This window comes from Candidatus Arsenophonus phytopathogenicus (assembly GCF_056113345.1).
On record NZ_JBUIOB010000017.1, the window covers coordinates 1,258,635 to 1,272,708 of the forward strand.

General features: G+C 39.8%; 11 protein-coding genes. All 11 read left to right on the plus strand.

What is annotated here, in order from left to right:
• Positions 1 to 8: 8 nt before the first annotated feature.
• On the plus strand, positions 9 to 863 hold the full coding sequence (gene cdsA, locus AC01GB_RS10030) for a phosphatidate cytidylyltransferase (protein ID WP_474451712.1): 855 nt from the start codon (positions 9 to 11) through the stop codon (positions 861 to 863).
• Positions 864 to 875: 12 nt separating this feature from the next.
• Entirely contained in the window at positions 876 to 2,231 is a 1,356-nt protein-coding gene (gene rseP, locus AC01GB_RS10035) for a sigma E protease regulator RseP (RefSeq protein WP_474452380.1), read from the plus strand.
• Positions 2,232 to 2,264: 33 nt separating this feature from the next.
• Positions 2,265 to 4,664: an outer membrane protein assembly factor BamA gene (bamA, locus tag AC01GB_RS10040; RefSeq protein ID WP_474451713.1), complete on the plus strand. Its 2,400-nt coding sequence runs from the start codon at positions 2,265 to 2,267 to the stop codon at positions 4,662 to 4,664.
• Positions 4,665 to 4,729: 65 nt separating this feature from the next.
• A complete protein-coding gene (locus AC01GB_RS10045; protein ID WP_474451714.1) occupies positions 4,730 to 5,221 on the plus strand; it encodes an OmpH family outer membrane protein in 492 nt (163 codons plus the stop codon).
• Positions 5,222 to 5,224: 3 nt separating this feature from the next.
• Entirely contained in the window at positions 5,225 to 6,253 is a 1,029-nt protein-coding gene (lpxD, locus tag AC01GB_RS10050) for a UDP-3-O-(3-hydroxymyristoyl)glucosamine N-acyltransferase (protein ID WP_474451715.1), read from the plus strand.
• A gap of 114 nt (positions 6,254 to 6,367) precedes the next feature.
• A complete protein-coding gene (gene fabZ, locus AC01GB_RS10055; RefSeq protein ID WP_474451716.1) occupies positions 6,368 to 6,820 on the plus strand; it encodes a 3-hydroxyacyl-ACP dehydratase FabZ in 453 nt (150 codons plus the stop codon).
• Positions 6,821 to 6,834: 14 nt separating this feature from the next.
• Positions 6,835 to 7,632 (plus strand): acyl-ACP--UDP-N-acetylglucosamine O-acyltransferase, encoded by a 798-nt coding sequence (gene lpxA, locus AC01GB_RS10060; RefSeq protein WP_474451717.1) that lies wholly within the window; start codon positions 6,835 to 6,837, stop codon positions 7,630 to 7,632.
• A gap of 49 nt (positions 7,633 to 7,681) precedes the next feature.
• The gene (gene lpxB / locus AC01GB_RS10065) at positions 7,682 to 8,830 is read left to right on the plus strand and encodes a lipid-A-disaccharide synthase (RefSeq protein WP_474452381.1); all 1,149 of its coding nucleotides are present in this window, start codon (positions 7,682 to 7,684) and stop codon (positions 8,828 to 8,830) included.
• Complete coding sequence (gene rnhB, locus AC01GB_RS10070; protein ID WP_474451718.1) at positions 8,827 to 9,429, plus strand: ribonuclease HII; 603 nt, start codon at positions 8,827 to 8,829, stop codon at positions 9,427 to 9,429. The genes lpxB and rnhB overlap by 4 nt, the downstream gene beginning before the upstream one ends.
• A gap of 4 nt (positions 9,430 to 9,433) precedes the next feature.
• Positions 9,434 to 12,916, plus strand: coding sequence for a DNA polymerase III subunit alpha (gene dnaE, locus AC01GB_RS10075; protein ID WP_474451719.1), 3,483 nt, complete (start codon positions 9,434 to 9,436; stop codon positions 12,914 to 12,916).
• A gap of 11 nt (positions 12,917 to 12,927) precedes the next feature.
• Positions 12,928 to 13,887, plus strand: a complete 960-nt coding sequence (gene accA / locus AC01GB_RS10080) for an acetyl-CoA carboxylase carboxyl transferase subunit alpha (protein ID WP_474451720.1) — start codon at positions 12,928 to 12,930, stop codon at positions 13,885 to 13,887.
• Positions 13,888 to 14,074: the final 187 nt, after the last annotated feature.

Sequence of the window (14,074 nt, forward strand, 5' to 3'; positions counted from 1 at the left end):
GGACTCTTTTGCTAAACTTAAATGCTCGTATCATAATAGCTATCATACTTATTCCATTAGTTATCGCGGCACTTTTTTTCTTACCTCCTAACTTGTTTGGTTATGTTATCATTGTTATTTGCTCGTTAGCTGCTTGGGAATGGAGCCAATTTATTGGCTGGACAGTGCAGATTAAACGAATTATATCTGCTATTTTATTTGGTATTTGTTTATTGGGTTTACAATTGTTATTTCAAGATCTCAGTCAATTAACAACAGAGCCTTTGATTATTTATATTTTATCGGCTGGGTTAGTTTGGTGGTTAGTTGCGATAATATTGGTTGTCACTTTTCCTACTTCTGCTCGATTCTGGTCTCAGTCAGTAATATTAAAAATGTTGTTTGGTGTTTTAACCATTTTACCTTTTTACTGTGGCATGTTGGTGTTAAAAAGCGTCGATTATCATATTGACAATTTTATCGGTGCTTGGTGGGTGCTTTATGTCATGCTATTAGTTTGGAGTGCAGATAGTGGCGCTTATTTTTTTGGACATTTATTTGGTAAACATAAATTGGCGGCGAAGGTTTCTCCTGGTAAAACCTTGGAAGGTATGCTCGGTGGAATGCTGACAGCAGGTATTATAGCCTGGCTATTTAGTTTATTTGTTCCTGTTTTATTAATATCCAAGAATTTACTATTTTGTTCTGTTATTGTTGTAATTATTTCTGTTTTTGGTGATTTAACGGAAAGTATGTTTAAACGTCAGGCTGGCATCAAAGATAGTAGTCATTTAATTCCAGGACATGGTGGCGTATTAGATAGAATCGATAGTTTGACCGCGGCTATACCTGTTTTTGCAGGATTGACATTGTTATTTTTTTAGTTTTTAAGGTATATCATGGGATTTGTTTGGAGTTTAGCGGCATTTATTATTGCATTAGGTGTGCTAATTATCGTACATGAATTTGGCCATTTCTGGGTGGCTAGGCGCTGTGGTATTTATGTTGAGCGTTTCTCCATTGGTTTTGGCAAAGCCTTATGGCGTAAAGTCGATCGTCATGGTACAGAATTTGTTATCGCCCTGATCCCGTTAGGTGGCTATGTTAAAATGCTAGATGAGCGAGTAGCCGCTGTAGCACCAGAGTGTCGCCATTTTGCTTTTAATAATAAAACAGTAGGACAACGTTCTGCAGTGATTAGTGCAGGGCCAATAGCCAATTTTTTATTGGCAATATTTGTTTATTGGTTAGTTTTCATTATTGGTATCCCTTCCGTGCGCCCAGTCATTGAAGATATTCAGTCAAACTCGATTGCTGAGCAAGCAAATATTTCACCAGGTATGGAATTAAAATCAATAGATGGTATCGAAACCCCTGACTGGAACGCAGTTCGTCTCGCCTTAATTAGTAAAATTGGTGATGAAGAATTAAGCATGAAGGTTTTACCTATTGGAAATTCAACGCCGATAAAAAAAGTGATTGATTTGCGGGAATGGCATTTTGATCTAGAAACTCAGGATCCGGTTTTATCTTTGGGAATTATGCCAGTTAGTGCCAGGCAAGATCCCATTGTGCGTAATATTCAACCTGGCTCAGTGGCGGCATTATCAGGTTTACAAGTAGGAGACAGAATTGTAAAAGTGGGTGATCAGATAATAGATGTTTGGCATCCATTCACCTATTTTGTTCGGCAAAGTCCTAATATTCCATTGTTATTGACGATCGAAAGACAAGGTGAACGGCAGGAATTAACGTTAACACCAGAAGTAAAAACGATAGCTAAAGCCCGGAAAATTGGATTTGCCGGGCTTGAATTATCAGTAATACCACTTGCAGATGAGTATAAAATCACTCAGCAATATGGTCCGTTTTATGCGTTGTGCCAGGCAACGGATAAAACTTGGCAGTTGATGAAGTTGACAGTTAGCATGATAGGTAAATTGGTCACTGGTGATATTAAACTCAATAATCTTAGTGGGCCTGTTTCTATTGCAAAAGGAGCCGGCATTTCCGCTGAGTCTGGGTTAGTGTATTATCTGATGTTTATTGCATTAATTAGTGTCAATTTAGGGATCATTAACCTGTTTCCTTTGTCTGTATTAGATGGTGGGCACTTACTTTTCTTGTTAATCGAAAAGATTAAAGGAAAACCAGTGTCTGAGCGTGTACAAGACTTCAGCTATCGTATTGGTGCTATTGCATTGATATTATTAATGGGGCTTGCACTTTTCAATGATTTCTCTCGTCTTTAAGAGAGAGACTAGTTAGGAATACTCATAACAACAATGGCGATGAAAAAGTTGCTCATAGCATCGCTGCTATTTGGCAGCGCCACTGCATACGGTTCAGACGGGTTTGTAGTTCAAGATATTCATTTTGAAGGTCTTCAACGCGTCGCCGTTGGTGCAGCACTATTGAATATGCCTGTTCGGGTAGGAGATACGATTAATAATGACGATATAGGTCGTACTATTCGAGCGCTATTTACAACGGGTAATTTCGAAGATGTTAGAGTTTTGCGTGATGGAAATACGCTTATAGTTCAAGTAAAAGAGCGGCCAACTATTGCAAGCATTACATTCTCTGGTAATAAGTCGGTTAAAGACGATTTATTAAAGCAAAATCTTGAGGCTTCCAATATTCGCGTTGGTGAAGCCCTTGATCGCACAAAACTGGCGAATATCGAAAAAGCTCTGGAAGATTTTTATTACAGTGTTGGTAAGTATAATGCGACAGTTAAAGCAGTAGTCACACCGCTACCGCGTAATCGTGTTGACTTAAAATTAATCTTTTCTGAAGGCGTTTCAGCTAAGATCCAACAGATTAATATCGTCGGTAGTAAAGCATTTACCACGGGTGAATTGGTAAATCGTTTTCAATTACGTGATGATGTACCCTGGTGGAATTTTATTGCTGATCAAAAATATCAGAAACAAAAACTGGCAGGTGATTTAGAAACCCTACGCAGTTTTTATCTCGACCGAGGTTATGCCAAATTTAATATCGACTCAACTAATGTTAGTCTGACACCTGATAAGAAAGGTATTTATGTCACTATCAATGTGACAAAAGGCGATAAATATACCATATCAGGCGTTGAATTAAATGGCGAAATTGCTGTCCATTATGATGAAATCAACCAATTAATTACCATCAAACCTTCTTCGCTTTATAATGGTACTGAAGTTACTAACATGGAGAACAAAATTAAGGATCTCCTGGGTCGTTATGGTTATGCTTATCCCCGTGTTATTACTCAACCTGAAATCAATGATGAAGATAAAACCGTTAAACTGAATGTGAATGTTGATGCAGGTAGCCGTTTTTATGTTCGCCAAATCCGTTTTGTCGGCAATGATGTTAGTAAAGATTCTGTTTTACGTCGTGAGATGCGTCAGATGGAAGGCGCTTGGTTAGGCAATGATTTGGTTAACCTAGGCAAAGAACGATTAAATCGGACCGGTTTTTTCGAAACCGTTGACGTTGAAACGCAACGTGTACCTGGTACACCTGATCAAGTTGATGTGGTCTATAAAGTTAAAGAACGTAATACCGGCTCGATGAACTTCGGCATTGGTTTTGGTACTGAAAGTGGTATCAGTTTCCAAGTCGGTGTTCAACAAGAAAACTGGCTTGGTTCTGGTAATGCTGTTGGTATTAGTGCAAGCAAGAATGATTATTCGACTTATGCGGAATTATCATTAACCGATCCTTATTTTACCGTTAATGGTGTCAGCTTGGGTGGCCGATTATTCTATAATGATTTTAGTGCCAAGGATGCCGATCTTTCACGCTATAATAAGAAAACTTATGGTGTTGATAGTACCTTGAGTTTTCCTTTTAATGAAAATAATGCGTTTCGAATTGGGGCAGGTTTTGTTCATAACTCCCTGTCTGATATGAAAGCTCAAGTTGGAATGTGGCGTTATTTACAAAGTATGGGCGAAAATCCTAATTTTGATGATAAAGCGCGCTATAATGCTAATGATTTTACTCTTAATTTAGGTTGGACTTATAATAACCTAGATCGTGGTTTCTTCCCGACAGCGGGCAATAAAACTTCATTAAATAGTAAAATCACCATTCCCGGTTCTAATAATCAATACTATAAGATTCGGTTTGATACATCGCAATATTATCCCATTGATGAGGATAACAAATGGGTATTATTAGGCCGGGCACAGTTAGGTTATGGTAATGGTTTTGGTGGTAAAGAATTACCATTTTATGAAAATTTTTATGCTGGTGGTGCTGGTACAGTACGTGGCTTTCGTTCCAATAATATCGGCCCTAAAGCAATTTATCTTGAAGACAAAAATGATGTAAGTCCAAAATCCGGTAGTCCCTCAACGGATGCTGTTGGTGGCAATGCAATGGCAACAGCGTTATTAGAGTTAATTACGCCAACCCCGTTTATTGATGAAAAGTATGCTAATTCGATCAGAACTTCTTTCTTTATTGATGCGGGTACTGTTTGGGATTCGAATTGGAGTAACACCCGGGCAGACTGGAGAGCAGGAATGCCTGACTATGGTAAGGCATCCAATATTCGAGTTTCGACAGGGATTGCATTACAATGGATGTCACCACTTGGCCCGCTGGTCTTTTCTTATGCTAAGCCAATAAAAGATTATGAAGGTGACAAATCTGAAGAGTTTCAGTTTAATATTGGTAGGGCGTGGTAAAACGTCAATTTAATTCAATTCATCGATTCGCTTGTGGTCAGATCATAAGAGATAAGGAGTTTAGTGTGAAAAAATTGTTGTGTGCAGCAGGTTTAGGTTTGATTTTATCTGTATCTGCCAGTGCTTATGCAGAGAAAGTTGCCGTTATTAACGTCGGTGAAGTTTTTCAGAACATAGCAACCAGTAAAGCGGTAACTAAGCAACTTGAAAAAGAGTTCAAAGGACGCGCTAATGAGTTGCAAAATATGGAAAAAGATTTACAGGCTCGGGCAGAAAAATTGCAAAAAAGCGCCGCTAAGCCTAATGAAAAAGCTCTTCAAGCGTTTGGGGCTAAGCGGAAAGATTTTCTTCAAAAAGCACAGCAATTTGAACAAGATAACCAACGTCGTCAGCAAGAAGAGCGCAATAAAATATTGCAAATGATAAAGACGGCAACTAAATCGGTTGCAGAAAAAGAGCGTTACGACGTGGTTGTTGACGTAAATGCGGTTCTCTATCCGGAAAACAGTTCTAGCCTGAAAAATATTACCGATCTGGTTATTAAGAAGGTTAAATAATAGATGGTTTCTATTCGATTAGCTGATTTAGCCCAGCAATTGGACGCGCAGCTACATGGTGATGGTAATATTACCATTACTGCTATTGCGCCTATGCATTTAGCGAAGGAAGGGCAAATTACTTTTTTATCGGATAGCCGTTACCTAACGCAATTGGCAAAATGCAAAGCTGCTGCTGTGGTATTAAAGCAAAAGGATCTAGCTGAGAGTAAAATAGCCGCATTAGTGGTTAAAGATCCTTATCTTGCCTATGCTCGATTAGCTCAAATTTTGGATACCACGCCAAAACCTGCACAAAATATCCATCCTTCAGCGGTTATTGCGGAAGATGCTAAGCTTGGCGAAGATGTTGCCATTGGCGCTAATGCCGTTATTGAGTCAGGGGCGACATTAGGTAATCAGGTTATTATTGGCGTAGGTTGCTTTATTGGTAAAAATGTCAAGATCGGTCAGTCTACGCGTTTATGGGCAAATGTTTCTGTCTATCATAATGTCGAGATAGGTGGACAGTGTCTTATCCAATCTGGAACAGTTATTGGTTCAGACGGTTTTGGCTATGCAAATGAAAAAGGCCAATGGATAAAAATACCTCAATTAGGTACAGTTATTATTGGAAATAATGTTGAAATTGGTGCTTGTACCACCATTGACCGCGGTGCATTAGAGAATACAATAATTGGTAATGGGGTTATCATTGATAACCAATGTCAGATTGCTCACAATGTGATTATCGGTGATCATAGTGCTATTGCCGGTGGTGTTATTATGGCCGGTAGCCTGAAAATGGGCCAATATTGTATGATTGGTGGTGGCAGCGTGATTAATGGACATATGGAAATTTGTGATAAGGTTACTATAACCGGAATGGGAATGGTAATACGTCCAATTAGTGAGCCGGGAATATATTCTTCTGGCGTCCCATTACAGCCAAATAAGGTTTGGCGAAAAACAGCCGCTTTAGTCATGAATATTAATGAAATGGCTAAGCGTATGAAGGCACTAGAACGTAAGGTATTTAGTAAAGATAACTAAATACTGCTGTGTAGATTTGTTAATTGCGGCCTGCAGATTACCTTATTGAGGGTTAAAGCAGGCCGCATTATTAATATATAATTTTTTTAAATTTAAACAAGAAGAGTCTTTTCTATGAGTGATAAACATACTCTGGATATAGAAGAAATTTTAGGTTTGTTGCCCCATCGCTATCCTTTTTTGTTAGTTGATCGTGTATTGGATTTTGAAGAAGGTAAATTTTTACGAGCAGTAAAAAATGTCTCTTTTAATGAACCTTTCTTTCAAGGTCATTTTCCGGGTAAACCAATATTTCCGGGGGTATTAATTCTTGAGGCAATGGCTCAGGCGGCTGGTATTTTAGCCTTCAAGAGTGTGGGAAAATTAGAGCCTGGCGAACTTTATTATTTTGCTGGTATTGACGAAGCAAGATTTAAACATCCGGTGCAACCTGGTGATCAGATGATTTTTGAGGTAACGTTTGTTAAAACTAAGCGTGGTTTGACGCGTTTTAAAGGTATTGCAAAAGTGGATGAAAAAGTTGTTTGTGAAGCGATAATGATGTGTGCTCGCAGCCAAGAAGCGTAAAAATGAGGGCTGATATGATTAATAAAACAGCGATTATTCATCCCTCTTCTATTATTGAAGAGGGCGCGATTATCGGTGAAAATGTCTGCATAGGCCCGTTTTGCTATATTGGTTCTCAGGTTGAAATTGGTGCAGATACCACACTGAAATCTCATGTGGTTGTCAATGGCAATACCAAAATTGGTTGTAATAACCAGATCTTTCAGTTTGTCACGATAGGTGAAATTAATCAGGATCTAAAATACCAAGGAGAGCCAACTCGAGTTGAGATTGGTGATCGCAATCGCATTAGGGAGAGTTGTACCATTCACCGTGGAACCCTACAAGGCGGAGGTTTAACCAAAATAGGTCATGATAATCTATTGATGGTAAATACCCATATAGCCCATGATTGTTCGCTAGGCAATTATTGTATAATTGCTAATAACGGTACGCTTGGTGGACATGTTGAACTAGATGATTATGCCATCATTGGTGGTATGAGTGCGGTGCATCAATTTTGCCAAATTGGTGCTCATGTTATGGTTGGTGGCTGCTCTGGTGTTGCCCAAGATGTTCCGCCTTATGTCATTGCGCAAGGTAATCATGCGACTCCTTATGGTGTGAATATTGAAGGTTTAAAACGTCGTGGCTTTGATAAAGAATCACTACATGCGATTAAGAATGCGTATAAAATCCTTTACCGATATGGTAAAACGCTAGATGAGGCCAGACAAGAATTGGTCGTTCTAGGTGAAAAGAATCAACAGGTAAAAATACTGAGTGATTTTTTAGAAAATTCAGCGCAATCTAACCGCGGGATTATTCGTTAACAAACAACCTGAATAGGAGAAATCTTTGGCGAATAGTCATCAAGTTGCAATTCAACAACGACCTTTGACTATTGGTCTTGTTGCAGGAGAAACATCAGGCGACATACTTGGTGCAGGTCTTATTCGTGCGCTAAAACAGCAAGTCCCTAATGCGCGTTTTGTCGGTGTCGCAGGCCCATTAATGCAAGCTGAGGGCTGTGAAGCCTGGTATGAAATGGAAGAACTTGCTGTAATGGGGATTGTTGAAGTTTTGGGTCGACTAGCGCGATTATTAAACATTCGAGCTGACTTAACTAAACGTTTCGCTAAATTGCGGCCTGATGTATTTGTTGCCATAGATGCGCCTGACTTTAATATTACCCTTGAGAAAAAATTAAAGCAAACAGGGGTCAAAACCATTCATTACGTCAGTCCTTCTGTTTGGGCGTGGAGACAAGATCGTGTTTTCAAGATAGGGGAGGCGACCGACCTGGTGCTTGCTTTGTTACCCTTCGAAAAAAGGTTTTATGACCGTTACAACATTCCCTGCCGTTTTATCGGCCATACGATGGCTGATATCATACCGCTAAAGCCTGATAAACAGGCTGCCAGAGCACAACTAAATATAGCTTATGATGCTAAGTGTTTGGCCATTTTGCCGGGTAGCCGTCGGGCCGAAGTTGAAATGTTAAGTGCAGATTTTTTGCACGCAGCCCAAATTTTGCTAAAAGACTTTCCTCATTTGCAAATCTTAGTTCCTATCGTCAATCAACAGCGCCGGCAGCAGTTTGAAGCGATTTATCGTGAAATTTCGCCAACCTTACCACTGAAAATTTTAGATGGCCAAGCGCGGATAGTTATGATCGCAGCCGATGTAACTTTATTAGCTTCGGGAACAGCTTCATTAGAATGTATGTTAGCAAAATGTCCGATGGTAGTTGGATATCGAATGAAATCAGTGACTTATTGGCTAGCTAAGCGTTTGGTTAAAATCCCTTTTATTTCATTGCCTAATTTATTGGCGGGCGAAGAATTGGTTAAAGAGTATATTCAGCAAGATTGTCAACCTGAACAATTAGCTGGTTCACTTAAGTCTTTACTAATCGACGAAAAAAAGGTCGAGCAGCTAAAACAAACCTTCTTGCAACTTCATGAAAGTATCCGTTTTCATGCTGATCAACAAGCGGCAGAGGCTGTCTTGGAGCTAAGTATAAAATGAATAATTTTATTTATCCTAAAGCAAAATTTATTGCGGGTGTTGATGAAGTTGGTCGAGGACCTTTAGTTGGATCAGTAGTGACAGCCGCCGTGATTTTAGATCCCAAACAGCCAATAATAGGATTGGCGGATTCAAAAAAATTAACCGAAAAGCGGCGTAATGCATTTTATATTGAAATTCAAAACAAAGCATTGTGTTGGAGCATTGGGCGTGCAGAGCCTGAAGAAATTGATAAAATCAACATATTGCAGGCAACTTTTTTAGCCATGCGCAGGGCAGTGGCGGCACTTACCACTATGCCTGATTTTGTTTTGGTCGATGGCAATAAGAGCCCAGGCTTTGCTGTACCTTCTCAGGCGATTATTAAAGGTGATAGTTTGGTGCAGGAAATTAGTGCCGCGTCAATATTAGCGAAAGTAACCCGAGATAGGGAAATGCGCGAGTTAGATATCCTTTATCCAGAATATGGTTTTGCTCAACATAAAGGCTACCCAACGGCATTTCATTTAGAAAAACTGGCTCAGCATGGTGCAACACAGTTTCATCGCAAAAGTTTTGCGCCTGTTCGCCGAGTACTGAGTTGCAAAGAGTATAGCTAAGAAAATGGCCGAACCACGTTTTATACACTTACGCGTGCATAGTGACTATTCCATTATTGATGGATTAGCAAAAATTAATCCACTCGTTAATCGAGTGGCAGAATTAGGTATGCCTGCATTGGCAATAACCGATTTTACCAATCTTTATGGTTTAATAAAATTTTATGGTGCGGCACATTTTGCCGGAGTTAAGCCAATTATTGGTGCAGATTTTTATCTAGAAAGTGAATTACTCGGTGATGAAGTTGCCCATTTAACTATCCTGGCCAAGGATAATAAAGGTTACCATAATCTAACCCTGCTTATTTCCGCAGCCTATCAAAAAGGCTATGGTGCGATCGGACCAACTATCAAACGAGACTGGCTAGTAACCCATAAAGAGGGACTATTATTACTCTCTGGTGGCTGCATGGGAGATGTGGGTAAATTTCTGTTACGCGGAAATCAGCAACTAGTTGAACAATGTTTGGATTTTTATCAAACCCATTTCCCAGATAACTATTATCTAGAAATTGCCAGAACTGGACGGCCTGATGAAGAGAGTTATTTACATGCCGCTGTTCAATTGGCCGCAGAAAAAGGTGTGCCAGTCGTTGCCACGAATAATGTACGCTTTATTAATAGCGATGATTTTGCTGCCCATGAAATACGGGTCGCGATCCATGATGGTTTTACACTCGCTGATCCGAAAAGACCAAAAAATTATAGTCCTCAGCAATATCTACGCAGTGAACAGGAAATGGTTGAGTTATTTGCCGATATTCCTGAGGCCTTGGAAAATAGTGTCGAAATTGCTAAGCGCTGTAATGTAATGATGCGTTTAGGAGAATATTTTTTGCCGCAATTCCCGACCGGCGATATGGCAACCGAAGATTTCCTAATCAAATGTGCAAGGGCTGGGTTAGAAGAGCGTTTACAATTTCTTTATCCCGACGAGAAGGAGAGAGTTGAGCGACGGGTTGAATATGATCAACGTTTAGATATCGAGTTACGAGTAATTAATCAGATGGGATTTCCTGGTTATTTTCTGATCGTAATGGAGTTTATTCAATGGTCAAAAGATAACGCTATTCCGGTAGGCCCGGGACGAGGATCAGGCGCAGGCTCATTAGTCGCTTATGCATTAAAAATTACGGACTTGGATCCGCTTCAATTTGATCTGCTATTTGAGCGTTTTCTTAATCCTGAGCGTGTTTCCATGCCTGACTTTGATGTTGATTTTTGTATGGAAAAACGCGATCAGGTCATTGAACATGTGGCGCAAATGTATGGTCGTGATGCTGTCTCACAGATTATTACTTTTGGTACCATGGCCGCAAAAGCGGTTATTCGAGATGTTGGTCGGGTACTGGGTCATCCGTATGGATTTGTTGATCGTATCGCCAAATTAGTTCCGCCGGATCCCGGTATGACGCTTGAAAAAGCATTCGTTGTAGAACCACAATTGCAAGAAATTTATGATGCTGATGAAGAAGTTAAAGCATTAATAGACATGGCGCGCAAACTTGAAGGTGTGACACGTAATGCAGGTAAACATGCGGGTGGAGTAGTTATTGCGCCGACCAAAATAACAGATTTTGCCCCCCTTTATTGTGATCCTGAAGGACAAAATCCGCTTACCCAATTTGATAAAAATGATGTTGAATACGCCGGGCTGGTAAAATTTGATTTTCTTGGTCTAAGGACTTTGACAATTATTAGTTGGGCGTTAGATATGATTAATCAACGTCGGGCAAAACAAAATTTAGCGCCCATCGATATCGCTACTATCCCTCTCGATGATCAAAAATGTTTTGAGCTATTGCAACGGGCCGAAACGACAGCGGTATTCCAACTAGAATCTCGGGGTATGAAAGACTTGATTAAGCGATTACGCCCTGATTGCTTTGAAGATATGATTGCTCTGGTTGCACTTTTTCGTCCCGGCCCATTACAGTCAGGGATGGTGGATAATTTTATTGATCGTAAGCATGGACGAGAAGTCATCTCTTATCCTGATGTTGAATGGCAGCATGAATCATTACAACCGGTTTTAGAGCCTACCTACGGTATCATTCTTTATCAAGAACAAGTTATGCAGATTGCTCAGGTGCTTGCTGGTTATACGCTAGGGGGAGCAGATATGCTCCGTCGGGCGATGGGTAAGAAAAAGCCTGAAGAAATGGCACAACAGCGCTCAGTTTTTGAGGCAGGGGCGGTTAAAAATGGTATTGACGGTGAGTTAGGCATGAAAATCTTTGACCTGGTAGAAAAATTTGCCGGTTACGGATTTAATAAATCACATTCTGCTGCTTATGCCTTAGTTTCATACCAGACCCTTTGGTTAAAAACACATTATCCGGCTGAATTTATGGCAGCAGTTATGACAGCGGATATGGATAATACCGAGAAAGTGGTTGGTTTAGTTGATGAATGTTGGCGTATGGGGTTGAAAGTATTGCCACCGGATATCAACAGTGGATTATATCATTTTCATGTCAATAATAGCGGTGAAATTGTTTATGGCATTGGCGCCATAAAAGGTGTTGGTGAAGGTCCAATAGAAGCTATTATTGAATCACGTCAAAAAGGTGGTTATTTTAAAGAAATTTTTGATCTTTGTGCACGGGTTGATACTAAAAAGCTTAATTGTCGCGTGATGGAAAAATTGATCATGTCCGGTGCTTTTGATCATTTAGGTCCGCACCGTGCTGCATTAATGTCTTCATTAGAAGATGCCTTAAAAGCGGCAGATCAACACGCTAAAGCTGAAGCAATTGGACAAACTGATATGTTTGGCGTATTAGCTGAAGCGCCTGAGCAGGTTGAACAATCTTATGCTAGTGTAGCTAAATGGCCTGAACAGCTTATATTAGAAGGTGAGCGCGAAACATTGGGTCTCTATTTAACGGGACATCCTATTACGGCTTATTTGTCTGAAATTGAACGTTATACTAGTGGATTAAGATTAAAGGATGTGAATCCAACGCCTCGAGGACAGATATCAACGGTGGTTGGTTTAGCGCTGACCGCTAAAGTAGTAACCACTAAACGTGGTAACAGAATAGGTATATGTACTTTAGATGATCGCTCTGGACGTTTGGATATAATGTTATTTTCAGATGCGTTAGAAAAGTATCAGCATTTACTTGAGAAAGATAAAATATTAATTGCCACAGGTCAGGTCAGCTCTGATGATTTCAATGGTGGTAATAAAATGTCTGTTCGTGAACTGATGGATCTTAGTGAAGCTCGTGAGAAATATGCCAGAGGTATTGCTATTTCATTGACAGATAGACAAATTGATGACCAATTATTAAACCGTCTTCGTAGCACATTGGAACCTTATCGTTCAGGAACAATACCGGTTCATCTTTATTATCAGAAGAAAGACGCTCGCGCTAAATTAAAATTAGGCGTCACTTGGCGGGTTACTCCGACCGATAATCTTTTGACTGAGCTGCGAACTCTGCTAGGTAATCAGCAGGTAGAATTAGAATTTGACTAAATAGGAATATTATGAGCCTTAATTTTCTGGATTTTGAACAGCCGATTGCGGAGTTGGAAGCAAAAATAGACTCGTTAACGGCAGTAAATCGTCAGGATACCAAGCTAGATATTGACCTAGATGAAGAGGTCGCTAGACTTCGCGAAAAGAGTTTAGAGTTAACACGCAAAATTTTTTCTGACTTAGGTGCTTGGCAAATAGCACAACTTGCTCGTCACCCGATGCGACCTTACACTCTGGATTATGCTGGACGTATATTCACGCATTTCCAAGAGCTAGAGGGTGATCGTGCTTATGCTGATGATAAAGCCATTGTTGGTGGATTGGCTAGATTGGATGGGCGTTCAGTAATGATTATTGGTCATCAGAAAGGACGTGAAACAAAAGAAAAAATTCGACGTAATTTTGGCATGCCAGCACCGGAAGGATACCGTAAGGCTTTACGATTAATGGAAATTGCTGAGCGTTTTAAGTTACCAATTATTACCTTTATCGATACACCGGGAGCTTATCCAGGAGTTGGAGCGGAAGAGCGCGGTCAGTCCGAAGCGATTGCCCGTAATTTACGTGAAATGTCCCGGCTCTCTGTTCCTATTATCAGTACGGTAATTGGTGAGGGCGGCTCTGGAGGGGCATTAGCGATTGGCGTTGGTGATAAAGTCAATATGCTGCAGTACAGTACTTATTCTGTCATTTCACCCGAGGGTTGTGCTTCTATTCTTTGGAAAAATGCGGATAAAGCCCCATTAGCTGCAGAAGCGATGGGGATCACTGCTTCACGTTTAAAATCACTTAATCTGATTGATAATATTGTTGAAGAGCCGCTGGGTGGCGCACATCGTAATTATGAACAAATTGCGCATAATCTTAAACAGCGTATTTTAAATGATTTGAGTGATATCGATGTATTTAGTCCTGAAGAGTTGAGAAACCGTCGTTATCAACGTTTAATGGAATGCGGTTATTGCTAATTTTACGCTAGCTAAGGTATAAAAATGGAAATAACTATCAATGGTTATTTCCATTTTTTAATGTTCAAAATTTTTTCATTGTTGATCATCATCAGATATCATGGTTAAAAAATTTATCCCTCAATTTATTTTCTAAATAAATTTTATTTAATACAATAAATTATATTAATACTGGTAATATAATAAG